Origin of the sequence: Methanomicrobium antiquum (assembly GCF_029633915.1) — an archaeon.
GTDB classification, from domain to species: domain Archaea; phylum Halobacteriota; class Methanomicrobia; order Methanomicrobiales; family Methanomicrobiaceae; genus Methanomicrobium; species Methanomicrobium antiquum.
In genome coordinates, this window is sequence record NZ_CP091092.1 from 2,337,224 (window position 1) to 2,363,623 (window position 26,400).

Here is a 26,400-nt window from a genome sequence, read left to right on the forward strand (position 1 = left end):
AAACTTCCATGTAAAACCAAATCCCAAATTTCTGACAAACATATAACAATACCAAAATCAGAGTAATTTTCAGGAGAGTTTTATCAGTGTCTGAAGAAGAATCCACAAAAATAGAATGGGAGAGGCAGATTCCTCTCTTTTCAAACTACGTTGTTTTAAAACAGCTTTCAGTCGCAATTTTGATTTCGGCATTTTTGGTAATGATGCTTTTAATAGTGCTTGACCCGGAGATGATATTTGATGCATTCATGGTCTTTTTGCTCCTTGTTGGAATTTTAGGCGTTTTGGCAGTAATTGCAATGGCACTTATTCAGGGTGCAACAAGAGGCGGACTAAAAGCAGGTTTTACTCTTAATGACTCCGGAATGCACTATGAGGCAAAAAAACACTCAAAATCCCTAAACAGGCTTACAGCAATTGGCGGAGTTTTGGCAGGCTCACCCGCACTTCTTGGCGGAAGCATGATTAATATCTCCCGTGAATCAGAGTTTATGTCATGGGACGAGGTTAAAAAAATCACAGCCTATGACTCACAAAAAACAATTGTCGCTTACAGAAAGTCACTGATAAGCCCGATGGGGCTTTTTTGCACTGATGAAAACTACGATACTGCAAAGGAATACATAAAAAAACATCTTCCAAAAGGTGTCAGTCTTAAAAGAAAATAGGATTTATTGAGAGGATCAATTAACAGGATTGGTATTTAATATTAATTTGAAGAATTTATCTAAAGGAGTATTATACAGGATTAATTTACATGATTTATTTATATGAATAATTTTTCAAATTAGCTAAACAGTTCAATCCGGCTCATCTCTTTATACACGGCAGATTTTAGAAAAAAATACAACCTGAATTATAATCCCAAAAATTTTTGTTCTATGAGAATATTTATTAAAAAAGCGCCCGATAAATACTAAAAGTGAATTTGACCTGGGATATAAGAGCTGATAAAAAGACTGCATCCGGACTGATAGCAATAATGACAATTATGTGTATTGTCATAAGCCTTTTATCTCTCTCATCAGGATTTTACATTATTTTCCAAAACTTATTCTACATCCCAATTATTCTTTCATGTCTGTTCTATCTCAGGCGGGGATTTCTGTTCTCTTTAATCCTCTCATTTTTCTATTTAGGCCTTCTGCTTGGCTTTGCAGGTTTTGCTGAGTTTGAATATGGAATTGCCAGAGTAGTTCTTTTCATCGCAATTGCGGCTATCACAACAATTCTCTCCGAAAAAGCGACAGAAGCAAAAGAAAAAGTCCGTGAGAAAAACGAGGAACTAAAGGCTCTAAATGAAAAACTAAAAATAAGCCGTGACCGCTATCACACACTTTTTGAAAGCTCAGGCGATTTGATGTTTCTTCACAAAGTGGATGAAAATGGCATGCCCGGACGTTTTATTGAAGTAAACAAAAGTGCATGCGAACATTTAGGCTACAGCCGCGAAGAGCTTCTACGGATGACTGTTATTGATATCGCCGGGGAAAAAGGGAAAAATGAGGCAAAAGAGCAGATTAAAATTCTTTTAAACAAAGGCGATCATAAATTTGAATCAACACAGCTTAGAAAAGACGGAACTGAGTATCCGGTAGAGGTCAACTGCCATCTTATAAAAACAGAGTCAAACGGCGATTTAGCCCTCTCGGTAGCAAGGGATATAACAGAGAGAAAAGAGATGGAAGATGCTCTTTTAAGATCAGAGGAAAAATACCGAAATCTCTCCGATAATGCACCTGTTGGAATAATCACCTGCGACAGGCAGGGAACAATTACTTATGTAAACGACAAGGTGGTCAGTATGCTTGGTTCTCCATCGGCAGAAAAAACAATGGAGATTAATCTGCTGGACACTCCTAACATTATAAAATCCGGATTTTCACAAATTCTAAAGGACATTATAGAAAACGGCAAACATTATCCTGAACTTGAAATCAATTATAAATCGTTGTGGGGAGAGGAATTATATATCAGGGCTCATGCCATTCCTCTGACAGAAGAAGGAATAAATGTTGGTGCAATGCTGATTCTGGATGATATAACCAGACGAAAAGAGACAGAATCACTCCTTGAAAGAATCCAGTTCGCATTCGATCATTCACCTGATGAGATATATTTTGTAAACCGTGAGGGTCTGATAATATATGCTAATGTTCAGGCATGCGAAAAATTTGGAATAGAAAAAAGTTCTGATATAAATAAAACCATATTTGACATCAATCCTATGTTTACGCCCAAAATGTGGGATGCACTCTGGTCAAAACTTATGAAAGAGGATTATGTCCGTCTCGAATCAGTACATACTGATACAAACGGGGTCAGCTACCCTGTTGATATCATAAAGAATCTGATCTCCTTTGAGGGTGAGGACTACTCATGCACTATTGCACGTGATATTACTGAGAGCAAAAAATCCAAAGAGGCGTTAAAGAAGAGCGAAGGAGAGCTTCGTACACTTATTCAGACAATTCCGGATTTAATCTTCCTAAAAGACATAAATGGTGTCTATCTTGCATGCAATAAAATGTTTGAGCGCTTCTTTGGCGCGAAAGAAATCGAAATAACCGGAAAAACAGATTATGATTTTTTAGACAAAGAACTCGCCGACTTCTTCCGTAAAAAAGACACAGAAGCCGTTGAAATGGGTTCACCTTCAGTAAATGAGGAGTGGATAACATTCGCCGATGACGGCAGGCGTGCATGCTTAGAGACCATTAAAACTCCTGTATATGATTCAGATGGAATTTTAACCGGTGTTTTGGGAATAGGGCGTGATATTACAGACAGGAAAAATTCAGAGGATGCAATAAAAGAGATTAACAGAAAGCTCAATCTCTTATCAAGCATCACACGCCATGATATACTAAACCAGATAACTGTCGCATCAGGCTATCTTGAGATAATAAAGATGGATGGTGAAATACCAAAGGGAACAAAGACAGAAGAGTACATTGGAAAGGTCTCAGGTGCGGTTGATACTATAAAAAGGCAAATCTCTTTCACCGGATATTACAAAGAGCTTGGAGAGAATCTGCCGCAATGGTTTGATCTGGGAGATACTATAAAATCAGTTGCAAAGACCTCGTCTTTTGAAGAAATTGAGATTCATGACGAAATTCAGGGTATCGGGATTTTTGCAGATCCGCTCTTTGAAAAGGTCATATACAATCTTATTGACAATGCTGTGAAGCACGGCGAAACTATCACTAAAATTACATTTCACTCAGAAGTAAGGCCTAAAGAACTCATTATATTCTGTGAGGATGACGGTGTTGGAGTATCAGAGGATGTAAAGGAAAAGATTTTCCGCCGCGAACATTACAAAAATTCAGGTCTTGGACTTTTCCTTTCAAGAGAGATTCTGGCAATAACAGGCCTTACAATAAAAGAGACAGGAAAAGAAGGTGAAGGTGCAAGATTTGAAATTCATGTTCCGGAAGGAATGTTCAGATTAAAATCTGAGAACTAAATTTTACCATGAAAACGTTCATGAACGTTTTTAAAAAAACCCGGGGTTTTTCCTGAATGGCAACACATAGATTTTTTAACTTTTAAGTACAACTAATATGAAGAGATTCAGACTGCTTATTTAGTAAACAGCCTGATATTTTTTGCAGGTTTAACCTGTTCAATTGCGGCCATAGCAACGGGGCAACACCCGGACTCATTCCGAACCCGGCAGTTAAGCCCGTTTACGTCAGATGCGGTACTGAGATACGCGAGTTCTCGGAAAACATCTAACGCTGCAATTGTTTCTAAAGAAAATTACTGTTCCGATAGATTTTGCTTATTTTTTGAAAGTTACTTCGTAACTTACATGAAAAGTTGGATGAAATATAATTTTATGGACGTTTTTATGCCATTTGTCTCTTTTATGCTTTCTGTGCCTGACGCTGTAATTTATGATTTTTAACATTTTGTAGCTTAAACAGAGGAGCTTTCTTTTATATGAAGAAGTCATGAGATATATTTTTATATGATTGTTGGAAACAAGTTTCTCCTGTGATCTTTTCCAAATCAAAATCGAATATTTAGAGATTATTTTTCAAAAAGAACTTAAAATTATGCCATCTTTGTTAAGCTTTTTCATATACAAACTATAGAAATTACAATAGGATTATATAGAATAATGTCCTAGTTAAACAAAAAAGAAGTGTTGCAATATTTCCCGTGGCAAATTTCATTGATAACAGTCTTTTATGATTCAGTGAATCGTCCGGTAAAACACAAAAACAGATGAATAGAAGGTCTTTACTGCAACTTTCAGTGCCGGTTTAAAACAAAAGCCGAAGGAATCCGCAGATTTAAGTCAGAATTTAACAGACAAAGGTATCATAAAAATTTCTCAGATGCCAAAATCTTATTCCAAAATTCCGGCACAGTTTCAGCACTGCAGAAGAGACAAAGTAAGAAAAAAGCTTAAAAAAAGCATCTCTTTGAATGGGAGGAACATAAATGAATGATAATTATCGAAAAAAAGGCCCTAAAATTTTGACAAGAACTGCCGAGATTACCAGTCTGCCGGAGAATGAAATTGAGGGGGTCAGAAAAACCGAACAGCAATTTTCTTTTCGCTCAAACGAGTATTATCTCTCACTTATTGACTGGAGTGATGAAAATGATCCAATCCGCCGGATTATAATTCCGTCAGTCGACGAGCTTGACGAAAGAGGAGAATTTGATCCCTCAGCAGAATCTGCAAACATCGTTGTAAAAGGCATACAGCACAAATACAGCCCTACGGCACTTATGATTGTAAGTGAAGTCTGCGGGGGTGTCTGCCGGTACTGCTTTAGAAAGAGAATATTCCTTGATACTGAATCAGAAATAGTAGAGGACAACCACGAAGCCCTGGATTATATAAGAAACAATCCTCAGATATCCAATGTCTTATTAACAGGCGGCGATCCACTGATGCTTAAAACAAAACAGCTTGAGCATATAATTGAGCAGTTAAGAGAGATTGAGCATGTAAAAATTATAAGGATTGGAACCAGAATGCCGGCTTTTAACCCTTACCGTATCCTAAATGATCCGTCTTTTATTGATATGATTAGAAAATACAGCACAAAGGATAAACGGATTTACATGATGACCCATTTCTCTCATGTAAATGAGTTAACAGATGTGGCGCTTGATGCCGTATCAGAACTTATCAGTGCAGGTGCAGTTTTTTCAAACCAGACTCCGATTTTAAGAGGAGTAAATGACAATCCTGAATCATTGGCAAAGCTCTTAAACAAACTGGCCGAAGCCGGAGTTACTCCGTATTATGTGTTCCAGTGCAGGCCGACAAAGGGTAATTTCAAATTTTCTGTCCCGGTTGAAGAGGCGCTTTCGATAATAGAAGAGGCAAAGATGCACTGTTCCGGACTTGCAAAGAGAGTCAGATACATAATGTCTCATAAAACCGGAAAGATTGAGATTCTTGGAAAGGATGAGAAATTCACATACATGAAGTATCACCAGGCGGCAGATATCAACGATTATAAAAAATTCATGGTCTTTAATAAAAATCCAAAAGCACAGTGGCTTGAGGACTACAAAGAGCCTGCAAGTGTATCTAAGATGATTTGAAAAATATCACGAAACTTTTTTTAAATTTATTTTGATCTGATTTAATCACAAAAATAAGAACTTTTGCCAAATGTTTATCCAAAGCATCAGTATCTTTGATTTTAGTATATACAAATTATATTCTCTATGAATTATATTTGCAAATAAAATCTATATAACCAGACATATAGTTACTTTTTAATAACATAATGTAAAACATACTATACGGGGTGAAGCAAATGATAACATTTCTCTTAACTGAAAAGAGAAATCGCTGATCCCCGATTAATCTCTCTTAACCGGAGGGAAAAGTATCATGATATTTGTTCATGAAAAAAATTCATGAAACATTTATTCATGTAAAGTGAGGGCTTTAAAATAAAACAAGAGTGGGAAAAATCGCCCCCCCGCGAAACATCCGTGAAAAATCTAAACATACCGGAATTTATTATTTTCGGGAAATTATGTCCATGAAAATAAGAATCTGATTTTTTACATAGGAAAAACGTTCATGAAATCTATATTTCATGCAACTTTTCAAATGTAAAATTGAGCTCCACACAAAAAAATTGACCAGACCAAAAAGAAAATTAAGTAAAATTCCGCACAGAAAAAAAGATTAAACGATTAAGAACTTGCAGGATATATAGGAAATTTTAGCATTCTATGGGAAGAGAAAGCCTGTAATTTTTTTTCATCAGCCAAATCGTAACCAAAAAAAACAGCCTGATGATTAAAATTTATTGCCAAAATTGTAAAAATTGCGGCAAAAACCCATATATCCTGTTTTCAGATAAAAAAATCAGACTCTGATTTATATTCTTCATGTATATGATGTAAAAATGCTCAAATGAACGCTTTACACCAATTTATCCGGAATTTTATCTAAATTTGTTCATGAGATTATACTTCATTTAACTCTTCATGTAAGTTGCGAAGGAGGCTTCATGCAAAAATCTGATTTGGGCCGGCTGTCAGTTTAAAAAAAAAAGATCCGGCATTTATCAGAACTGATATGATTAGCTTTTGAAGTTTCAAATCATGTTAAAAAAAACGTAAATAGAAATTAAAGCTTAAAATGCCGGTATTCATCACTGCCGGTAAAAATTAAAGAACTATACAGGATACATCTATGAAGCTAAATTTAAGGCATATATTTATCATGCTGATAATTATTGTATCAGCAGTACAGGTAGTGTCTGCAGAAGATGATACATCATCTTCCAGTACAACGTCAGGAACAGCATATTCATACATATCAGTAACATCGGTAGAACAAGACCCGGAAGTCTTAATGTACGGTGATACAGGAACTATCACAGTTACCATAAAAAACACCGGTAGTGAGAGTGTTTCGATAAAAAGAGCCGAACTATACACAAAAGATTTGAATGTCCTAAATGATGATGCATATGATACAGTCGGATATATCGGCGCCGGAAACGAGATGCAGTTCACCTTTACTGTAAAAGCAACCTCGCCGGACGGGATATATTACCCAAGATTTTATCTGGATTTTACAGGCTCAAACAGCTTAAGCTACAGCATTCCTGTAAAGATTGGCAGTACAGGACTTTCAATATCCCTAACAGACGCTCCTGAATACTATCAGGAAGGAAAAAGTGACAAAATAACTCTGACTATTGGAAATCCAAGGGAAAACGGGGTTTCCGGCGTTAGCGTATGTGTTAAGGGAGATGGGATAACATCGACACAATCAAGCCATTTCATAGGTTCTCTTGATGCAGACTCTTCATCAGTTGTATCATTTGATGTAACACCGAACACTGAGACAGATATGATTTTTGAGGTTACTTACTACAATGGAATGAACACCCACACTTCAGAATTATCTGTTCCGGTAGTATTTGGAGAAGATAAAAAAAGTGCAAATCCTGTATTAAACAACGTTGAAATCACAAGTTCCGGTTCTTACCAGACAATATCCGGAGATATAACAAATGCCGGTCTTGAAGATGCAAAATCTGTTGTAGTAACTGTCAAAAGTCCGGCAACAGCGGTTGATCCATATAAATCCTACGTAATCGGAGCACTGGAGGCAGATGACTTTTCAAGCTTTGATGTTACATTTACATCGATATCCGGTGAAATTCCAATCTTAATTTCCTATAAGGATGTGGACGGAAACACATATGAAAAAACAGTAACTGTCAGTTCTGACTCACAATCATCCAAAATATCGGGATCATCCGGCTCTTTTGAAGCATCAGGCCAGAATAACGCCCGGTCAGGCGGCGGATCGGGCGGAATGCCGGGAATGGGAAACATGGGAAGCGGACTTAATTCAATTCCGGTTTTTGAAATTCTGGTTGTCATAATTGCCGGAACAGGTCTTTTCTTCGCAATTAGAAAGGGACTATTTAAAAAAGCTGTTGATTTAGGCAGAGAAAAGTCAGGTATGCTAAAAAAGCGCTGATAAAGGAATAAAACATGTCAGAAAATCCGGTAATAGCGCTTGAAAATGTGACAAAAATATACTCCCTTCCAACCGACGATGTAATTGCGCTTGACAACGTCTCCTTAGAAATTTTTGAAGGGGAGTTTGTCGCAATTATGGGTCCTTCAGGCTCAGGCAAATCGACTCTTTTAAATCAGGTCGGATGCCTTGATGTTCCAACATCCGGAAATCTCTACATCGATGGAAAAGATGTAAAGACTTTAAACGATGATGAACTCACTGATCTTCGAAGGGACAAAATTGGATACATTTTCCAGAAATTCAACTTAATTCCTCTTCTTGACTTAAAAGAGAACGTGGAATATCCGCTTATACTAAAAAACAAAAAAAGAGACGACACCGGATATCCGCAAAAGCTCCTCGAGATGGTCGGACTTGACAGCACGAGGATGTTTCACAGACCAAATGAGATATCGGGCGGACAACAGCAGAGAGTTGCTATTGCACGTGCTTTGGTAAACAGTCCAAAAATTCTGCTCTGTGATGAACCAACCGGAAACCTGGATTCAAAGACAAGTGTCCAGATTATGGAGATGCTTGCTGAGCTGAACCGTCAGGGAAGAACAATAGTCATGGTAACGCATGATGATGATACAGCAAAATACGCACACAGAAGAATTATTTTTGCTGACGGGAGGATAGTCGGATGATTTTGGATGATATCTTCTTTGAACTCTCTGTCAGAAACGTAAGGCTTCACTTTGTCCGTTCTGTTCTGGCCGCAATTGGAATAGTAATTGGTGTTGTTGCGATTACATCAATCGGAATTCTTGGTGCAAACATGACACTTTCAATTACAGATGAGCTTTCAAAGTCAGGAAACATCATTATGGTATCCCCCGGAGGCGGCGGAGGCGGGATGTTTGGAGGCGGAGGTGATGATGAAGATGAGTATATCACCAAAAAACAGCTTCAAAAAATTGAAAAGGCAGTTTCTGGCGGAAACGCCACCAATACAGTGATTGCAATGTATTCAGAGTCTGATACAATCACAATAGGTTCAAAAGAAGGCCGTTCAACAATATATGGCGTTGATATGGCTCAGGTCATGGATATTGTCGATGTAGAAGATGGAAGTTTTCCGACAACCACAAGCGGTGTCGTTGTAGGGCCCTCACTTGCAGAAAGATATGATTTAAAAGTCGGAAGCAGGATTAAAATCGGTGATGAGGACGAAAGCCAGACCACAGTCCGTGTGACAGGAATTTTAGAAGAGAGGGGAATGTCAATGGATTTGAATTCCGATAATGCAATTGTTGCAACGGAAAAGTGGTATACTTCCTTTTACGGCGGCGAATATGAGTATGATCAGGTAAATATTATCGTCGGAGACATTGATGAGATAGATATTTTAGAAGATGCAATTGACCATTCAGTCAATTACAGGGTTGATGAGGAGGATGAGTTAAGAATCCAGGATTCAGGCTCTATGGTTGATACAATATCATCGACAATCAATACAATTGTAATGTTTATGATGGCAATAGGAGCAATATCACTTGTTGTTGCGGCAGTTTCAATCTTTAATGTGATGCTTATGTCAGTTACTGAAAGAATAAAAGAGATTGGAATTTTACGAAGCATTGGAACAAGGCGTTCTGAAATAAGGCGTATGTTTTTGTATGAATCAGCAATACTTGGAATAATTGGTTCAGGTATAGGGGCGGTTTTAAGCTTTATCGGCGGATATTCACTGACCTATATAATGCTTGGAACGACTCAGTATTTCTTCTACCCTTCAAGTATTATGTACGTCCCGATTGGAATGATGATAGGAGTTATTATCTGTGTTATATCAGGTGTATATCCGGCATGGAGCGCCGCAAATATGGATCCGATTGATGCTTTAAGAGCTGACTGACTGGAAAAACCAAATAATATTTTTCTATATGAAAGTTACTTCGTAACTTACATGAAAAGTTGAATAATATAATTTTCATGGACGTTTTATTAAAACAATCAAAAAAGCTTAAGAATCCTGTTATATATTATCATATCAGGTAAAATTCAGCATGATTAAACTTTCAGTCAGTAAGATAACAGAGATACAGGAAATTATTATTTTAAATAGCTCTAATCTTGAAGATAGAGGTACAGAAGGATTAATCAGGGATATTGGAACATTAGAGTATCTCGTTAATAATGCAAATTACATAGAAGACTCATTTGAAAAAGCAGCTTTTATACTTCACGGGATTGCTTCTTACCACCCCTTTATTCAGGGAAATAAAAGAACCGCATTGATTACAGCCGAAATGATACTTCATTTGAGCTTAGAACCTGCTTTTATTGAGTGTGAGGATGAGGAAATAAATAATTTTGTAAGAAATATTGCTGATGCCGGTTGCCATGTATCTCCTGATGATGTTTTTGAATGGCTCCGGAAAAACAGTAAAAAAATAATAATGTAATTCTATTCTGAAAGCAGGTCTAGAGCTTTTTTATGTCTTTTTATTGAAAGTTCCAAAGCTTTTTTTTCAACACTGTTAAGACCATTTTTCTGAATGTTTTCCTGTGCCGAAAATGGGGATAATCCTTCTTTGTAAGTCACAAAACTCTCATTTACAGAGTTTAAGTTCTTAATATTTTTAGACATTTTATCCCTCCTGACAGATTTTTTCGTTTTTTTATTTTATATGTGCATTCTTTGGATATTAATGTCTGGGTGCATGTATTTTTTTGATATTTACATCAAAGTTACTTCGTAACTTACATGAAAAGTTGAATAATATATTTTTCATGGACGTTTTTAATTAAAGTTAGTCCAAAACTCCCATTAACAATTTCTTCTTAGTGGATAACAAGTAAAATTTTTCTAAATTTCGAAAAATTCACAAACCCATCATAAAAATGATTAACCATAAGTCACCACTAATAAAATACAATGATTCGGGTTGGTCTGCTTGGCTGCGGAAATGTTGCTGAAGTCATCGCCTCTGAGGGCACAGGGATTAACATTACAGCGTTATATGACTTTGAGCATTCACATGCAGAGCATCTAAAAGAGCTTACCGGTGCTCCTGCGTTTAAAAAATTTGAGGATTTTCTGTCTCAGGATCTGGATATCGTAGTAGAAGCGGCTTCTGTTGGAGCGGTCTATGAACATGCCGAAGATGTGCTTATGTCAGGAAAAGACATTGTCATATTATCAGTTGGTGCCCTTGCAGACACTGATTTTAAAAACCGCCTGATAAAAATTGCAGAGGAGAAGAACAGAAAAATAAGGATTCCAAGCGGCGCTGTAATGGGCCTTGACAACTTAAAAATCGGTCAGATATCTCCTATGTCAAAGGTTCTTTTAAGAACTACCAAAAGTCCGCGTTCGCTTAGGATAGAAACCAATGAAAAAACGCTTGTCTTCTCAGGAAGAGCAGATGAGTGCATAAAGCAGTACCCGAAAAATATCAATGTCGCAGTAGCACTTGAACTTGCAACCGGACATGATGTTGAAGTTGAGCTGTGGGCAGACCCCGATATAAAAAGAAATATGCATGAGATATTTGCAGAGGGCGATTTTGGAGATTTCTACTTGAAAATCAAAAATAATCCCTGCCCGCAAAATCCCGCTACAAGTTATCTTGCCGCCCTTTCAATAATTACACTTCTTAAAAATCTGGAAAAGCCGATGATAATTGGAACGTGAAAAAATAAAATAAAACAAAAAATTCAGACCTATGACCATTGCAGATGAAATTAAAAGACTCAAAAAGGAAAAAAACGCTATAATCCTTGCGCATAATTATCAGTCACCGGAGATTCAGGATTTATCTGATTTCACAGGCGACAGCCTTGAGCTTGCAATAGTTGCAAAGAATGCAAAAGAGGATATTATTGTTCTCTGCGGCGTTATGTTCATGGCGGAGACTGCAAAAATATTAAACCCTTCCAAAAAAGTTTTAATTCCTGCAGAAGATGCCGGATGCCCTCTTGCAGATTACTTAACCGCCGAAAAAGTCCGTGCAGCAAAGGAAAAATATCCGAAAGCCAAAGTTGTTTTGTATGTCAATTCCACTGCTGACTCAAAATCAGAGGCTGATATTGTCTGCACATCCGCAAACGCTGTTTCTGTCTGCGAATCGCTTGACTCCGACACAATACTGTTTGGTCCTGACTCAAATCTTGCTTCATGGGTGGCAGAAAAACTTCCCTATAAAAAAATAATCCCTCTTCCTGCAGACGGCCACTGCCCGTTACACGCCGAATTTAAGCCTTCCGATGCAAAAGAGGCAAAAGAGAGAGGATACACAGTTGTATGCCATCCGGAATGCCCAAAGGCTGTTCGTGATGAATGTGATGTTGTTGCATCAACAGGCCAGATGATAAAGGAGGCTGTAAAATCAGACAAATGGGCGGTTATGACTGAGAAGGACATGGTCCACAGACTTAAAAAAGAGTTTCCTGATAAGGAATTTTTAGGGTTTGAGACTGCAGTTTGCCGTGATATGAAGCTTATAACGCCTGATATGCTCAAAAAAACCCTTGAGGACGAGATGCCCGAAATTATCCTCTCAGATGAGATAATAAAAAGTGCAGGCTCTGCAATAGAGCGGATGATTAAGATAAAAAAGTAAAAAGATATAATCAACAGTAAAATCTTAAAAAAAACACAAAAAAAATTAAAAATCAAAAATAAAAAAATAAAGCTTTCAAAAAAGAAATTCCGGGGAATAAAAAATGGTTCTGCAAAAACTTCTCTTCTACCTAGAAGAAGACATCGCCGGCGGAGACATCACATCTGATGCTATAATACCGGATGTATCAACAAACGCACGGATAATTGCAAAAGAAGACGGAGTAATTGCAGGACTTTTTGAGGCAGTATCTCTTTTTAACTATTACGGGGTTGAAACCGAGCTTAAAAAACATGATTCTGAAAAAGTCCGCTCAGGAGATGTTTTGATAGAAATTTCAGGCTCTGCCGGAAAAATCCTTCTTCTTGAAAGGACTGTTTTGAATATAATCGGCAGAATGAGCGGAGTTTCGACCAGAACAAATCAGCTATCATCAGTAATAAAAGAGATAAATCCTTTGGCAAACGTTAGCGGAACAAGAAAAACATCACCCGGATTTCGCGAATTTGATAAAAAAGCAATTATTCTTGGCGGGGGAGACCCTCACCGTTACAACTTATCAGACGGATTTCTAATAAAGGACAACCACTTAGCCTTATGCTCAATAAAAGAGGCTGTGAAACTGGCAAAGGACTACACTGCCTATAAAAAAGTGGAAATAGAGGTTGAATCAGTCTTTGATGCTGTAAAAGCCGCAGAAGCAGGTGCAGACATAATTCTTCTTGACAACATGACACCTGAGAGAATAAAAGAGGTTATTTTGGCTTTGGAAGAGAAGGGACTTCGGAAAAGTGTAATTTTAGAGGCATCGGGAGGGATTTTGGGAGATTTGGTTTTAGAATATGCAAAGACAGGTGTAGACAGAATAAGCCTTGGCGAACTGACACATTCTGTTAAAAACCTTGATGTCTCATTAGAGATTATGCCGGCGCTGAAAACTCTCAAAATCTCTTAAATATCCCCTGCATCATACTGTATTGCCTGAAGGGAAAGTCTGATTAAGCCAAGGTTTGCGGTATTTTCGGCGAGAACACATATGAAAAGCTCATTTGCCGGTGCAACTATTAGTTTTCCCTCGTCTGTCTCCAAAAGAAGCTGGTTTAATCTTCCCAGCATCAGATCAGATGTCATCTTAGAGCCTGCACGGACAAGATCTTCAGTTACGGCGGCGACATGCTCAAAGTCGGCGTCTCCGACAGACTGAAGAGCAAAACCCTCAAAAATAACAGAGACTGCTCTTACTCCCGGCTGGCGCATAACAGAATTTAAAGTGCTTTCTTTGAGAATGTCCTTTTGTTTTTTTACAGAATCAATACTTTCTTCATCGTTTTCTTCGACCGATTCTGAATCTGTTATTCCAAGCTCATCAAAAGTTTCAGCCTTAGCAGAGATTATCTCATCGGAAGTGTATTTGTAAACAGTTATATCCAAAACACCTGATTCTAAAAGTGCCTCATATGCAGGTCTTTTGGAAAAGTTTTCCTCTCCTGAGAAAAAACCTGCACTAACAGGACGTCCGGTCTCAAATAAAACGAAACCTGCTCCTGTATCTGTCTCTATATTTATATATCCGGTAAAGTCCGGCATTAACTCTGAAAGTCCGGTAAGAGAAATCTGCATCTTTGCAATCCTCTCGCCGGCGAAAAGACTTTTCTTCATAGTGCCGCAGTGATTCTGTCCCTGTTTTTCTTCAGTTCATATCTTAAAAGACCGACATTAACTCCCCTTTCAGCAACAATTGCTATTAATTCATCCTCTGATAACGGAGATATAAGGATTGGCCCTTCTTCAAGCTCAACAATAATCTGATTCATCATCTCCTTTCCAAGTTCGCGGCTCATTGCCTCTGAAGTTCCAAGTCCGGTTGAAGCCATTGCGCCAAGTGCTTCTACATCAACGTCACCTGAGACTGCACTTTCAATTACAAAGCCGTCTCTTCCTGCAACAACTGCGGCAGTGACACCGTTGATCTGCAAAAATTCATTTAAAACCTGTTTTAACATATTTCCTCACCCAAAATATCCCTTTTTTTCTCATTTCTCTTTAAAAACGTCCATGAAATTATATTTCATGCACGATTTCATGTAAGTTACGAAGTAACTTTCATGTAAAACCCGCATGATGAGCTTTTTTCATCACACAAAAAGTGATGATAAGTCTATCAGGGATTTTGACTTTCATAGCAAACCCTTAAATTGTTTTTTCCTTAAATTACATCTTTTTATACCCATTGCGGCAGATGTCAATAGAAATCGGCATCTTTCCAATTGCATGTGTTGCACAGGAGATACATGGGTCATATGCCCTTATTACCATCTCAATTTTGTTTGCCGCACTTTCACTTAAAACTCCGTTTTGAATTACTTTTCCTGCGACGTCTTCTACACCCCTGTCCATCGCATAATTGTTCTGACAGGTTGCGACAATAAGATTGCATTTTGTAATAAATCCTTTATCATCGACAGAGTAGTCATGAATAAGAGTTCCTCTTGGAGCTTCTATTATACCAACGCCTCTTGTATTCAAAATATCGTCTGTTTTGCACCTTATATCTTTTCCGCAGATAGAACTGTCTGATAAAAGCGACACTGCTTTCTCACAGCATGCAAGCAGTTCAATATATCTTGCAATATTGTATGCAAGAGTAGTCTGGGTAAAATCTCCGAATGCCTCTTTGTATTCAGATAATGCTGCGTTGGCAAGCGGTGTTCCCATCTCACTGGCAATATTTAGGCGTGCAAGCGGGCCGACACGGTAATAATCGCCTGACTTTAGCCTTGCAAATTTAAGATATGACCAGTCTTCAGAGTATTCTTCAATGAAATTAAGATATTCCACTCCTGAAAATCTTCCGGTTTCAGATTTGTCCTTTCCGAGGATGACTGCAGGGCCGTCATATATAGAAAATTTCGAGTTTTCCGATAGTCCCATAAATGCTGTTTCTACAGCACCGAAACTTTTGTCAGCGGAGTCCAAAACCGTCTTTGCAGTATTCCACCCTTCCTGTGAAATTGCAAGAGCTTTTTTTGCCATCTCTAAAAGTTCAGCTCTTTTTTGCTCTGAAAGTGCGGCTGAAATTCCGCCCGGGATACAGGTTGTCGGATGAATAGGTTTTCCGCCGACTGCCTCTGTAAGCCTCTGTCCGAATTTTCTCACCTCTATTGCCGCTTTTGCAAGCTTTGGTTCTGATTTTACAAGACCTACAAGGTTTCTGTCACCTGCAGGTGCGTCATGGCCGATTAAAAAATCAGGTGCCGCAAGCATAAAGAAGTGAAGTGAGTGCGAGTGGATAAACTGACCGGCCATTAAGAGTTCACGAAGCTTTTTTGCAGTACCCGGGAGTTCTGCTCCAAAAATCTGGTCAATTGCCTTTGCTGATGCAACATGGTGTGATGTCGGGCATATACCGCAGATTCTTGGTGTAATTCTTGGAGCCTCTTCTATGGCAGAGCCTATTAAGAATTTTTCAAATCCTCTTAACTCAACAACCTGAAAATGTGCGGAGCTTACGTTGTTATTGTCATCAATGTTGATTTTGATATTTGCGTGACCCTCGATTCTTGTAACGGGGTTTATTGATATCTCTTTCATTTGCTTCTCTCCTTTACAAGATCGCGTATCTTTGAATTTTCCTTATCCTCCATAATTAAGCTTCCAATCGTAAAAGGATACATTGTGTGGGATACATCGTATAATTCTGCTTCAATTTTCTTCTCAGGAATGTCTGTTAAATCAGAGATTCTTCTAACCATCATATTGTATAAGTCACGGCACGGCTCTCTTAGAATATCAAGCGAAGGTCCACTGCATCCGTGGCAGGGGATATTGTTCTTCGGGCAGGAAGCACCACATCTTCCAAATGTAACAGGCCCCAAACAGAGGTACCCCTGCCCTAAAAGGCAGTGTTCCCGGTCAGGCTCTCCTTCATGGCGCCTTTTAAGGCTCCAGTTTTCAACAACACCCATCTTTCTGTCGCACTCCGAACAGACCGATTTTTTAGAGAGCTCTGTTTTGTCTCCTTTTAATAAATCAGGAATAATCTGGCGTAAAAACTGCTCTTTAGGCGGACAGCCTGTAATGTAGTAGTCTATCTTTGCTATATCGCCGACTGCAAAGGCTCTGTATAAAAAAGGCGGAACATTTTTTGGTATAACGCCGTCCTCAGAGACTGTTTCAACGCCGCGGTAGACGGTGTTTAAAATGTCTTCGTTGCTTGAGAGCATTGAAAGGCCTGAAATTCCCCCGTAGCAGGCGCAGGTTCCAAGTGCGACAAGTATCTTTGATCTGCTTCTTATTTTTTCAAGCCTTTCCTTATTCTCCTCGTTTCTAACGCATCCGGTGACAAAAGAAACGTCAACTCCTTCAGGCGGTTCTTTTACATCCATTATCACAGGTGAATAGACAATTTCTGCTTTTTCCAGTACATCAAGTATCATCTCATGCAGATCAAGGACTGCTATTGTGCATCCCGAACATCCTGCAAGCTCTTCTATTGCAATTTTCATGATTCCTGACACCTCATTTGAAAACAAGCTTTTTTAGGCATGCATTAGGCCCGGTATGCATTATTTCAAGCTTCACACGTGAACCTGTTATCTCTTCTATTGCGCCTACGACATATCCGCACAGGGTCTGGCAAAGAGGGCCTTCCTGTTCCTGGCCGTTTCTTCTTAAAGTCTGTCTTACGATACAGTCGTGAAATACAAGATATATGAACTTCTCGCCGTTCTCCTCAATAATAAAAGAACTGCTGTCTTCAGGCTTCCATACTTCAAAAGAGTACTGACCCTGCAGGAGATCTGATAATTCATGGAGGGCGTCTTCGATATCGTCTCTTTTCTGGAAGTATTTTGCAACCTCATGTCCAAATTTTTTTCCTGCCCTGAATGTAACAGCGTTTGCACCACGTCCTGCAATCTCCTCTAATGATCGGATTACAAGGCCGTTTAACTTCATAACACCATGAAGTGTTGCCTCGATTTCTTTTGCAGGAGGTGTGCATGAAAGAGGGATTTCTTCTGATTTGTAGGTAATATCAGTCTCAAATCTGTCGTGTAGTTCATCAACATAGCTTGCAGTCAATTCAGATCACCTTCTTTAGCATCTCGCAGACTCTGATGTCGATGTAATGCCGTTTTGCGGCGTAAATTCCTTTATGCTCAAGTGCCTGTGCCGGACAGATTTCATGGCATGAAAGGCATCCCATGCAGTCGTTTGGCCTTACAGGCGTGCTTATTCCGTCTTTTAATTCATATACCTTCATAGGACAGTCCTTTACACAAAGACCACATCCAACACAGGATTCAGTGTCAACTTTTATTTCTATCATTTGAAACCACCAAAAACAAAAACAGTCACATTAAACTGACAAAACATCTGTTTTATGTGACTGTTTTTTTTAATACAGATTAATTCATACCGCCTATTCCGCGAACAGCCTCTGCAAGAATTTCAATTTCATTGTCTGAAAACTCCATTCTGGACTTTAAGTCGTTCATATCTGTCAGAAGCTGTTTAATCCGGATATACATTACCAGAATTAAAAAAATAAGGAAAACATTTAAGATTCCAAGTCCGGCAATAATCAAAGTCTCAGTTTGCATTTTTTACCCCCGGAAACATTGCCCTTGCAAACTTCTCAATGAAATTTTCTTTCTTCTTTTTGGAGGTAATTACATCCTCCTTGTAATCAACGCCGATAATTGAGGCAGATATTCGTCGGAATGCCCTTGATGCTTCTGATGTTGGAAACTTTGACACAACAGGAGAACGGCCTGCAGAGGCTCTTCTTACATTTACATCTTCAGGAATCATTCCAAGGACAGGAACGCCGAGCATCTTTTCAATCTGGGAGCGGGTGTTTGTATCGTTAACATTTCCAATGCGGTTTATAATTGCACCTTTGACTTTTCCGCCTATCATCTCGGTGAGCATTTTTGTCTTTAATGCATCAACAAGAGATGAGATATCCGGGTTTACAACAAGAATTATCTCATCTGCAATTGCAAGCGGAACAATTCCGTCATGGTTTATTCCTGCAGGAGCATCAATTATCAAATAGTCGCATTCATCAACAATATCTTTTAGAATATCTGTTAATTTCTCAGGATCTGATTTTTTAAAGCCTTCAAGCGAAAGTCCGCTTGGAATTACCATAACACCGTAAGGTCCTTCATAGATTGCTTCATGAATGTCTGCTTTGCCGGCGAGCACTTCATGCAGTGTAACAGGCATGTTTTCAAGGCCTAAGATAAGTCCCAGATTTGCCATACCCATATCAGAGTCTAAAATAAATGTCCTTTTTTTATGGTATGCAAGCATTGAGCCCAGATTTGCAGTTACTGTTGTTTTTCCGGTTCCCCCTTTGCCGGATGCTATTGTAAAAACTGTTGTCATAGATTAATTACTCCGTTTTAATTTCTCCTACATGTTTTTGCCAAGTATAAACCTGATATCCTTTTCAATCAGTAAAAGATCTGTTTTGGAAAGGTCTGAATCTGATTTGATAATTCCTACAACTGTTTTGCCCTTGTAGGGAATTCCTATTAGTCTTATCTTATCCGATTCCGGCTGGCTGTCTTTTTGGTACATATAGCTGTAGTTTGCCGCGTCTGCTTCAGCCGTTGATTTATCCTCAGTTGAGCTTATCACAAGGCCGTCGGATGTTGCCATTGTAAATGATTTTAAGCTGTAGTGTCTGAAGAGCAAAAGAAGATTCTCCTGAATTGAATCTGAAGTGTAGATAAGAGAAGGATTTGAATCTTTTTTGCGATTATCTTCACTTCGTTCTGTACTCGTATCAGCAGAATCAGAAATATTTTCCTGTTGAATTTTTTTAAAATTAAGAGTGGTGGCCTTTTTTTCTTTAGTTTTAGATGTCTCTTTAGATGTTTTTTCAATAAAGTTTCTCATCTGGTTAGAAAGCATTAAAACTGCAAATAAGAGCAGAAGAAGAAGTACGGCAATTGCTGTAAGCATTACATTTCCGTACACTACCGGATCAATAGTCATTTTTTGGTGTCTCCGTTATTTTTGTCTGTTATTAAATGATCAAGATGAATTCTTTTCAGAATTTCTGCGGCATTAAGCCTGAAATCCTTCTCAATTGATTCAATTTCTGATTTGTCAATTGATAAAAGAAAATCCTCATCGGTTTCCAAATTATCAGCATTCAAAGGTTTCTTTGAATTTTTTTCATAGGAACTATTAATTTTTTCACTTAAATTTTTCACATCAGATTTTTTGTTTTCTGTGTATCTTTTATCGTCTGCTAAATTATCGCCGGATGGATTATATTCAGCCGAATTTTGTGTTTTATCTTTGGTTTTTAAACTCAAAAGAGAGTCTGAAGTGTTATTTTTAGATTTGTCAGAATTGTTCTCCAAAGAAGAGAAAAATGAATTAGAAGTCTCTGAATCAACACTGCATTTTGAATTGAATTCTTTTGCAAGTTTTATCTGGGCGTCATTGTATAGCGAAAGCTCAACTGTAATAATACACTCTTTGTCCAAAATAAGGCTGTTTAGGAGAGAATCGCCACATTTCTCAGAAGACTCGGCAAGAATTATATCTCCGTTTTCAAATACAATCTCCGCCTGAGTCTCTCCGAAGATTCCAAAACAGCATCCTGTGAAATTGTTTCCTGAAAGGTTAAAAAGACAGGTTTTAATGTCATCGCCACGAACGAATTTTTCAAATCTGCCTCTTGGAAGCTGCATATTTGTACCTGAAGAGAATTAATAATATTAACCTTCGCATTTTTTGAAAAGAAATTATTATATTCACTCTGAGATAAGAAAAATAGGTAATATTGAAATTTTAAGCAATAAATGAAATATTATTTCATGACTTTGTTATTTTTATAATCTCACTGCAGGCTTTATGGATACCTGTCATCACCTCTTTGTCAATTTCATCAGAATACTCTTCTATGAAATCAACCTCAATTCCAATTGTTATTATCTCAATTCCGGGGATAATCTCCTTTGCAATCTCCACAACCTCTGAAATTGAAGCGTCATGCATCGACATTGTTGAAGGAATGAAGGGGGGAGTGTCATAAAAAATTTTAATATCGCCTTTTTTCTCACCAATTCCAAGCATTGCGTCAACAATTATTATGCGCTCGAAGTCTTCCATATCGGCAATCAGACCAAGACCGCCTGTTCCTCCGTCAACGGCATCAATATCCTGACAGGTTTTGTTTAGTATTTCCACTGCACAGACACCTGAACCGTCATTTCCCATTAAAGGATTGCCACAGCCGAAAACTCTTGTTTTTTTTAATTTACCGGTCATTTTTGGTTTACACTTTAGTTTATTTCTCTGATTTTTCCATGTATGCCTTTATTCTCACAGAAACATTTTCTCTGAGGTTTTCGTAGAAAACAGCATAATCATACATATGATACACCCCTTTTGGGAATGTAACACTTGTTGCCAAAAGCTCATCCGGATTTTTTATATCTGTAATTACAAGGGCGTTTTTTGAAATTTTTGCTGCAGAAAAATTCGGATACCTTTCAGGTTTTTGTGGATGTTCATGCTTAAAAAAGCAGGCACCGATATTTTCGGATGACTGTGCAGGTGTATTGTCAGTCCTCCAGTTGAGAGGGTTTACAACGAAAGTGCCGGGAATTATTGTCGGGCATTCCTTCTCTTTTCCCTCTTCATCCGATATTGTATTATAAAGGATAAAACAGCCTGTGTCTGTCGCATTTTGGCTTATTCTTATCAGGGGGTTTTTCTCTATATCAGATTTTGTTATTGAGTACCCTATTGTATATGCACATATAAGACTCTTTAAAGATTCAGGACTGCCTGTTAAAAGCTCTCCTTTTTTGGCCAGTTCAACAACCCTGACAGATCCCTGGCTGTGTGCGGCAAGGATTATTGGGCGCTCTCCTTTGTTGAAATTTTTAAGGAAGTAGTCAAATGCTCTTAAAAGGTCGTTTTGGCCAAGGCTGAATATGGGTTTTGCATCTGTTAACATAACAGGATTAATATTGACATTATTCTGCCTGTAGTAAGGTGCATAAATGTTTGCCTGACCGTCAAAGATGCCTGCCTGTTCGACAATTGTCCATTCTGCCTTTTTTCTTAATTCAGGATTTGATATATCCATAAGATAGGTTTTCTCATTCGAAAGAATGGTTGGATATACAAAAAAAACATCAACAGGCTGTTTTTTTCTGCTGAAATATTCCGGGAGCTCTACCCATGAATCAGGGTTTTTATAATCAGGCCTTTTTGGAATGTCGTTATCAGGATTAAAAGGCAAAAGAGCCTTTGGTATTCCAATAGACTTTCCTTTTAAATTCATCAGTGAATCAGAAAAAAGTTCTTTTTCTGAAATATCCTCATTTTGATGTATAAAAGAGTCTTTGGAAGAGTCATTTCCATCAGTGTTTTTTATATCTTCAAAATGTTCAAAATCTTCAAAACTTTTATTTTGTGAAGAATTGTTCTGATTTCCTGATAAAAGGGCAGAACACACGAGAATAATTAAAAAAATCATTAAAAAAATACCAAACCCTCCTGAGAATTCTTAAAAATTTAATCAGCTATTTTGTAATTTAATTAGTTCTTTGAATTTTGAATTTAATCAGCTATTTTGTAATTTAATTAGTTCTTTGAATTTAATCAGCTTTTTATAGTGCTTTTTGTAGTTAATCTTCATTAAAATTTGTGCTTTTAAAAAAGGTTTTTTTTGACCTTCATAGTAATCTGATAAATCTAAACAAGCGAAAATATAAGATTCAGGATGATGCCTGCAATAATTCCAAGACAGAGTGTGTAAAATGAGATGACGGCCGCAATTTTAAGCCCCATCTCTTTGTATAAAACGGCGATTGTCGATACACACGGAACAAATAAAACGCTTACAACCGCAAATATATAAAGCTGGGCCGAGGTCATAACAGAGCCTAAATCTGCTGTTCCTGCAAGAATTGCAAGAGTCTCGAATGCCATCTCCTTTCTTAGTATTCCAAACAAAAGTGATGTTGATGCATAATCAGGAAGGCCTAAGAGTGAGAGCATTAGTGGTGCAAAAATATCCTGAAATGCCTGAATTACCCCTGTATACTGAAGCACTCCAAGAAATACACTGCTTACCAAAAGAAGGGGCATTGCTATGAATAAAAACTCCTTCATATGAAGCCATGCACGCTTAAGGGTCTGTTTTACTCGTGGTCTTCTCATAGGAACAATCTCTAAGATCATCCCAAACTGTTCTCCGGGTGCCACTTTTGTAAGAACAAGTCCGGTTAAAAATATCAGTATGAAGACTATCAGGTAAATTGAAAGAGCCGCTGTAATTCCGACAAAAACCGCAACAATTCCGGCAATTATGACTGTTCTTGCCGAACACGGAACCATTGTGATTAAAAACGAGGCAATAAATCTCTCACGCTTTGAAAGCTGGCGGATACTCATCAGTGCAGGAACATTGCATCCGAATCCAAGCACCATCGGAATTAACGCCTGTCCGTGCATTCCTACCCTGTGCATTGCCCTGTCTGCAAGAAATGCGGCACGGGTCATATATCCGGTATCCTCCAGAACAGAGATTATTATGTAAAACACGAAGACAAACGGAAAAGCAATTCCAAGTCCGGCTTCAACTGCAATCAAAAGGGAATATAAAATCTGCTCCCAGAAAGGAGAAAGGCCAAGTGTGAATAAAGGCTCTATCAGATATACATCAAAAAGACCGACAATTGTCTCCTCAAGAAAAGAACCGACGATAAATACGCAAAGAAGCGTTGATAAAAGAACAGCGGCCATTATGGGAACGCCGGGAAACGTTCTTGTAAGAAGCCTGTCGAGATTTGCACTGGTAGTTTTTTTATCTTTTTTTGAGACCTCATCTGAAATTTTTCCTGCGATATTATGACGGTTTGCGGCGATTATCTGATGAACAGACATTTTGTGCTGTTCTTCTATCTCTTCTGCAATTGTCTTTGCAGAATCCAGCAGTTCAGTATCATCTCCAATCTCTTCAAGTGCATAGAGTGCTTCAATTCTTTTGCATCCGCTGATTTTCTGAAGGCTTCTTACTGCCGCTTCAATATGGCTGTCATATGGAACTTTATATTTTGGAACTTTTGCATCATTTAATGCAAGTGGAATTATTTTATCCACATTTCGACCTTCAATCGCCGCTGTCTTTAAAAATTCACAGTTAAAAATTTCAGATAGTTTTTCCGCATCAATAAAAAGGCCTGATTTTTCAGCCTCATCAGTCATATTTAAAAGGACAACTGTCGGGATTTCGAACTCTGCAATCTGGAGAAGAAGGTATAGATTTCTTTCAAGATGAGCGGCGTCAAGAACAGCTATCAGTATATCCACATCTTTGTTAATCAGGCATTTCCTGACTTCAGATTCCTCCTCTGAAACTCCGTCAAGCGAGTAGATTCCCGGAAAATCAACGATTTCAAATTTTTCACGCTGATAGCAGACATTTCCGGAGAACATATCGATTGTTGTTCCGGGAAAATTAGAAATCTCAACACCGATTCCTGTTAAAAGGTTAAAAATAAGAGATTTTCCAACATTAGGGTTTCCGATAAGTCCGAATTTCAAAAAAAGCACCTCCCTGCCTTAAAAAATAACTGTTTAGATTTTCCAAACGAAAACAGAATCTGCAATCTCAGGACTGAGTCCCACTTCACATGACTTGATAACGACTACCATGGCGCCGTTTGAAAGCCTTCTTTTAATCTCTATTGTCTCTCCGGGGATTACTCCAAGATCATGTAGTCTGTTTGTACATCCTGCCTTTCCTTTTGTGTATAAAATTCTTACAGTTTCGTTTTCAGCAAATGATGTAAGAGGAATACCCATGCATCCGGATCTTTGAAAATGACCTTCTTGCATTGCTCTTCCCCTTCTGCATCTGCCGGGGCCGCCGAGGTAAGTTTTAAGCCGTTTTATTGTGTCATCGGATGCTCCGTGCTCTAATATGCAGGCCTCTTTTGAAGCGGCGTCAGGTTCCATTCCAAGCATTTCTGTTAAAAATGACTCAAGCACACGGTGTTTTTTTATTGTGCACTCTCCGGTTTTTCTGCCCTTTTCTGTAAGGGCTATTTTATCGTCATCTTCAAATATTATGTATCCAAGTGTTTCAAGCTCAAGCAAATCCTCTTTTATTTCGGATTGAGTTTTGCCAATAATTTTTGAGAGTATGTCAAGAGAGCTTCCTTTTTTATCTGAAATTGACTTATTTATTATAGATTCCAGATAATCCTCGCATTCATCCGACTGCATATATCCAGGTAATGTCTGTATGTTAAAAAGAAAAAGATTAGTATTGTTAGGAAAATTTGTAAAAACCTAAAATATGCCGGAGATGAAATATATTACTAATACGGAGTTTTAATTTTGAGTTTTTTGTCAGCGATTTCAGATGTTTTCTCACGCGGGAATAAATTGGAGGAAAAAAAGGAGAAGGATAAAAAGTCTGCTTATTTGTATTCTCTTCTTTTGGAGACAGTTGATTTAAAAGATTACGAAAATCAAAGTATTCTCTCTAAATATTCAGTTGAGGTTCATAATATAACAATTGCGTGCACTGTTTTATCACAGGCAAGATCGGTAAACCAGCTGATTGATATAACAGGCTCGGAGATTGAGAGGTATCCTCTAAAAGCCCTGACTGTTTTTTTGAATGAATTATCAGAAAAAGCTGAAGCTTTCGATGAGGTCTATAAAAATAAGCTTTTAAAAAAATATCGTGAACAGCTCTTTGACACACATCATAAAATTATGATTCTGAAAGAGAAGAGGAAATATTCGGATTATCTCTCTTCGCCTGGTAAAAAATCAGATGATTACTGGCTTATGGTGCTTGAGGCATGCAAAAAAAAGGCGTGCTATGAAGATCCCTATAGCCTTTATCTTCATTATCTCCTTGCCGGATTTAGAATGTTTGCTCTAAAAGAGCCCGGGCATGTTATCGGAATGCCTTTTCCTGACGGCGAAGTGGAAAAAAGAGGAGCAGGGGTATTTTATTGCCCTGCAAAGGATAAGGGAGAAAAATATCAATACTCAATATGCTCCTTCTGTCCGGCAAAAATAGCTGAATCTCTTTTAAAAAAGAATCAGGAAAAAGATTCTGATTAACTATAATTCCTGTTTTTTTTAATTTTTCTTCTCCACTTCTTCTTCCGGCACAAAAAGAAGTGATAGTGAATTGACACAGTACCTGGTGTTTTTCTCTGTTAAGTGCTCGCCTTTGAATACATGCCCTAAGTGTGCACCACACTTTTTACAGCATATTTCTGTTCTTCCTGTGTCGGATTCTGGAATCTTTATTATGGATTTTTTTATTTCATCATCAAAAGCCGGCCAGCCGCATTCACACTTAAACTTATCTTTAGATGAGAAAAGAACAGCATTACATCTTTTGCAGGTATATACTCCGTTTTTAAAAAACGCATAATATTCACCGCTAAAGGGAGGCTCTGTGCCTTTATATACGATAATTCGCTCCTCTTCAGGAGTAAGTTCTCTTAAATTTTCCTCATCTTTAAAATCATCTGTCATAAAAACGTCCATGAAATTATATTTAATGCACGATTTCATGTAAATTACAAAGTAATTTTCATGTAAAACCCGCATGATGAGCTTTTTTCATCACACAAAAAAGTGATGATAAGTCTATCAGGAATTTTGACTTTCATAACAAATCTCATCCTTTCCTTTTTTTCCAACTCTTTATTCTTCTCATCAAAGCAGGAATTTTTACTTTTTTTTCGTAATTGTCTGATGGTTTTTTATCATGAT

27 protein-coding genes and 1 rRNA gene are annotated in these 26,400 nt (G+C 37.9%); 12 read left to right on the top strand and 16 right to left on the bottom strand.

Annotated features, from left to right (window positions below; translation table 11 throughout):
• The first annotated feature begins 86 nt into the window (after positions 1 to 86).
• From L1994_RS11450 to L1994_RS11485, 8 genes are all read left to right on the top strand, one after another.
• On the top strand, positions 87 to 668 hold the full coding sequence (locus L1994_RS11450; RefSeq protein WP_278099564.1) for a hypothetical protein: 582 nt from the start codon (positions 87 to 89) through the stop codon (positions 666 to 668).
• 254 nt (positions 669 to 922) lie between these two features.
• A complete protein-coding gene (locus L1994_RS11455) occupies positions 923 to 3,472 on the top strand; it encodes a PAS domain S-box protein (RefSeq protein ID WP_278099565.1) in 2,550 nt (849 codons plus the stop codon).
• Positions 3,473 to 3,633: 161 nt separating this feature from the next.
• Positions 3,634 to 3,755, top strand: a 5S ribosomal RNA gene (gene rrf, locus L1994_RS11460).
• Between the two features lie 703 nt (positions 3,756 to 4,458).
• Entirely contained in the window at positions 4,459 to 5,580 is a 1,122-nt protein-coding gene (locus L1994_RS11465) for a KamA family radical SAM protein (RefSeq protein WP_278099566.1), read from the top strand.
• A 1,111-nt stretch (positions 5,581 to 6,691) separates the two neighbouring features.
• On the top strand, positions 6,692 to 7,996 hold the full coding sequence (locus L1994_RS11470; protein ID WP_278099567.1) for a COG1361 S-layer family protein: 1,305 nt from the start codon (positions 6,692 to 6,694) through the stop codon (positions 7,994 to 7,996).
• Between the two features lie 14 nt (positions 7,997 to 8,010).
• Complete coding sequence (locus L1994_RS11475; RefSeq protein ID WP_278099568.1) at positions 8,011 to 8,688, top strand: ABC transporter ATP-binding protein; 678 nt, start codon at positions 8,011 to 8,013, stop codon at positions 8,686 to 8,688.
• The gene (locus tag L1994_RS11480) at positions 8,685 to 9,899 is read left to right on the top strand and encodes an ABC transporter permease (RefSeq protein ID WP_278099569.1); all 1,215 of its coding nucleotides are present in this window, start codon (positions 8,685 to 8,687) and stop codon (positions 9,897 to 9,899) included. The genes L1994_RS11475 and L1994_RS11480 overlap by 4 nt, the downstream gene beginning before the upstream one ends.
• Before the next feature lie 151 nt (positions 9,900 to 10,050).
• Complete coding sequence (locus tag L1994_RS11485; RefSeq protein ID WP_278099570.1) at positions 10,051 to 10,449, top strand: type II toxin-antitoxin system death-on-curing family toxin; 399 nt, start codon at positions 10,051 to 10,053, stop codon at positions 10,447 to 10,449.
• 2 nt (positions 10,450 to 10,451) lie between these two features.
• Here the strand turns inward: L1994_RS11485 and L1994_RS11490 are convergent, their stop codons facing one another.
• Positions 10,452 to 10,634, bottom strand: coding sequence for a hypothetical protein (locus L1994_RS11490; protein WP_278099571.1), 183 nt, complete (start codon positions 10,632 to 10,634; stop codon positions 10,452 to 10,454).
• Between the two features lie 288 nt (positions 10,635 to 10,922).
• Here L1994_RS11490 and nadX point away from each other — a divergent pair, with 288 nt between their 5' ends.
• The 3 genes from nadX to nadC all read left to right on the top strand — a co-directional run bounded on the left by nadX (position 10,923) and on the right by nadC (position 13,564).
• Positions 10,923 to 11,681 carry an aspartate dehydrogenase gene (nadX, locus tag L1994_RS11495; RefSeq protein ID WP_278099572.1) on the top strand — a complete coding sequence of 253 codons (759 nt, stop codon included), beginning with the start codon at positions 10,923 to 10,925 and terminating at the stop codon, positions 11,679 to 11,681.
• A gap of 31 nt (positions 11,682 to 11,712) precedes the next feature.
• Positions 11,713 to 12,609, top strand: a complete 897-nt coding sequence (nadA, locus tag L1994_RS11500; RefSeq protein WP_278099573.1) for a quinolinate synthase NadA — start codon at positions 11,713 to 11,715, stop codon at positions 12,607 to 12,609.
• Between the two features lie 103 nt (positions 12,610 to 12,712).
• Positions 12,713 to 13,564: a carboxylating nicotinate-nucleotide diphosphorylase gene (gene nadC, locus L1994_RS11505; protein ID WP_278099574.1), complete on the top strand. Its 852-nt coding sequence runs from the start codon at positions 12,713 to 12,715 to the stop codon at positions 13,562 to 13,564.
• On the opposite strand, the gene L1994_RS11510 is transcribed toward nadC, so the two are convergent.
• The 14 genes from L1994_RS11510 to L1994_RS11575 form a co-directional block, all read right to left on the bottom strand.
• Positions 13,561 to 14,268 carry a roadblock/LC7 domain-containing protein gene (locus L1994_RS11510; RefSeq protein WP_278099575.1) on the bottom strand — a complete coding sequence of 236 codons (708 nt, stop codon included), beginning with the start codon at positions 14,266 to 14,268 and terminating at the stop codon, positions 13,561 to 13,563. The genes nadC and L1994_RS11510 overlap by 4 nt on opposite strands.
• Entirely contained in the window at positions 14,265 to 14,612 is a 348-nt protein-coding gene (locus tag L1994_RS11515; RefSeq protein ID WP_278099576.1) for a roadblock/LC7 domain-containing protein, read from the bottom strand. Before L1994_RS11515 ends, L1994_RS11510 begins: the two co-directional genes overlap by 4 nt.
• Positions 14,613 to 14,820: 208 nt before the next feature.
• Positions 14,821 to 16,200, bottom strand: a complete 1,380-nt coding sequence (locus L1994_RS11520) for a Ni/Fe hydrogenase subunit alpha (protein ID WP_278099577.1) — start codon at positions 16,198 to 16,200, stop codon at positions 14,821 to 14,823.
• Positions 16,197 to 17,114, bottom strand: a complete 918-nt coding sequence (locus L1994_RS11525) for an NADH-quinone oxidoreductase subunit B family protein (RefSeq protein ID WP_278099578.1) — start codon at positions 17,112 to 17,114, stop codon at positions 16,197 to 16,199. Before L1994_RS11525 ends, L1994_RS11520 begins: the two co-directional genes overlap by 4 nt.
• A gap of 13 nt (positions 17,115 to 17,127) precedes the next feature.
• Positions 17,128 to 17,691, bottom strand: a complete 564-nt coding sequence (locus L1994_RS11530; protein WP_278099579.1) for a hydrocarbon binding protein (contains V4R domain) — start codon at positions 17,689 to 17,691, stop codon at positions 17,128 to 17,130.
• Position 17,692: 1 nt separating this feature from the next.
• Positions 17,693 to 17,938: a 4Fe-4S dicluster domain-containing protein gene (locus L1994_RS11535; RefSeq protein WP_278099580.1), complete on the bottom strand. Its 246-nt coding sequence runs from the start codon at positions 17,936 to 17,938 to the stop codon at positions 17,693 to 17,695.
• Positions 17,939 to 18,017: 79 nt separating this feature from the next.
• Positions 18,018 to 18,212 (bottom strand): hypothetical protein, encoded by a 195-nt coding sequence (locus L1994_RS11540; protein ID WP_278099581.1) that lies wholly within the window; start codon positions 18,210 to 18,212, stop codon positions 18,018 to 18,020.
• On the bottom strand, positions 18,202 to 19,005 hold the full coding sequence (gene minD, locus L1994_RS11545; RefSeq protein ID WP_278099582.1) for a cell division ATPase MinD: 804 nt from the start codon (positions 19,003 to 19,005) through the stop codon (positions 18,202 to 18,204). The genes L1994_RS11540 and minD overlap by 11 nt, the downstream gene beginning before the upstream one ends.
• Before the next feature lie 27 nt (positions 19,006 to 19,032).
• Positions 19,033 to 19,620: a hypothetical protein gene (locus L1994_RS11550; RefSeq protein WP_278099583.1), complete on the bottom strand. Its 588-nt coding sequence runs from the start codon at positions 19,618 to 19,620 to the stop codon at positions 19,033 to 19,035.
• Entirely contained in the window at positions 19,617 to 20,327 is a 711-nt protein-coding gene (locus tag L1994_RS11555; RefSeq protein WP_278099584.1) for a hypothetical protein, read from the bottom strand. The genes L1994_RS11550 and L1994_RS11555 overlap by 4 nt, the downstream gene beginning before the upstream one ends.
• 124 nt (positions 20,328 to 20,451) lie before the next feature.
• Positions 20,452 to 20,907: a hydrogenase maturation protease gene (locus L1994_RS11560; protein ID WP_278099585.1), complete on the bottom strand. Its 456-nt coding sequence runs from the start codon at positions 20,905 to 20,907 to the stop codon at positions 20,452 to 20,454.
• A 19-nt stretch (positions 20,908 to 20,926) separates the two neighbouring features.
• A complete protein-coding gene (locus L1994_RS11565) occupies positions 20,927 to 22,126 on the bottom strand; it encodes a DUF3089 domain-containing protein (RefSeq protein ID WP_278099586.1) in 1,200 nt (399 codons plus the stop codon).
• Between the two features lie 218 nt (positions 22,127 to 22,344).
• A complete protein-coding gene (feoB, locus tag L1994_RS11570; RefSeq protein WP_341275791.1) occupies positions 22,345 to 24,207 on the bottom strand; it encodes a ferrous iron transport protein B in 1,863 nt (620 codons plus the stop codon).
• A 24-nt stretch (positions 24,208 to 24,231) separates the two neighbouring features.
• A complete protein-coding gene (locus L1994_RS11575) occupies positions 24,232 to 24,882 on the bottom strand; it encodes a metal-dependent transcriptional regulator (RefSeq protein WP_278099588.1) in 651 nt (216 codons plus the stop codon).
• Positions 24,883 to 24,996: 114 nt separating this feature from the next.
• On the opposite strand from L1994_RS11575, the gene L1994_RS11580 reads away from it, so the two are divergent.
• Positions 24,997 to 25,737, top strand: coding sequence for a DUF2115 family protein (locus tag L1994_RS11580; RefSeq protein WP_278099589.1), 741 nt, complete (start codon positions 24,997 to 24,999; stop codon positions 25,735 to 25,737).
• An 18-nt stretch (positions 25,738 to 25,755) separates the two neighbouring features.
• Here the strand turns inward: L1994_RS11580 and L1994_RS11585 are convergent, their stop codons facing one another.
• Positions 25,756 to 26,160, bottom strand: coding sequence for a methionine-R-sulfoxide reductase (locus L1994_RS11585; protein WP_278099590.1), 405 nt, complete (start codon positions 26,158 to 26,160; stop codon positions 25,756 to 25,758).
• Positions 26,161 to 26,400 lie beyond the last annotated feature (240 nt).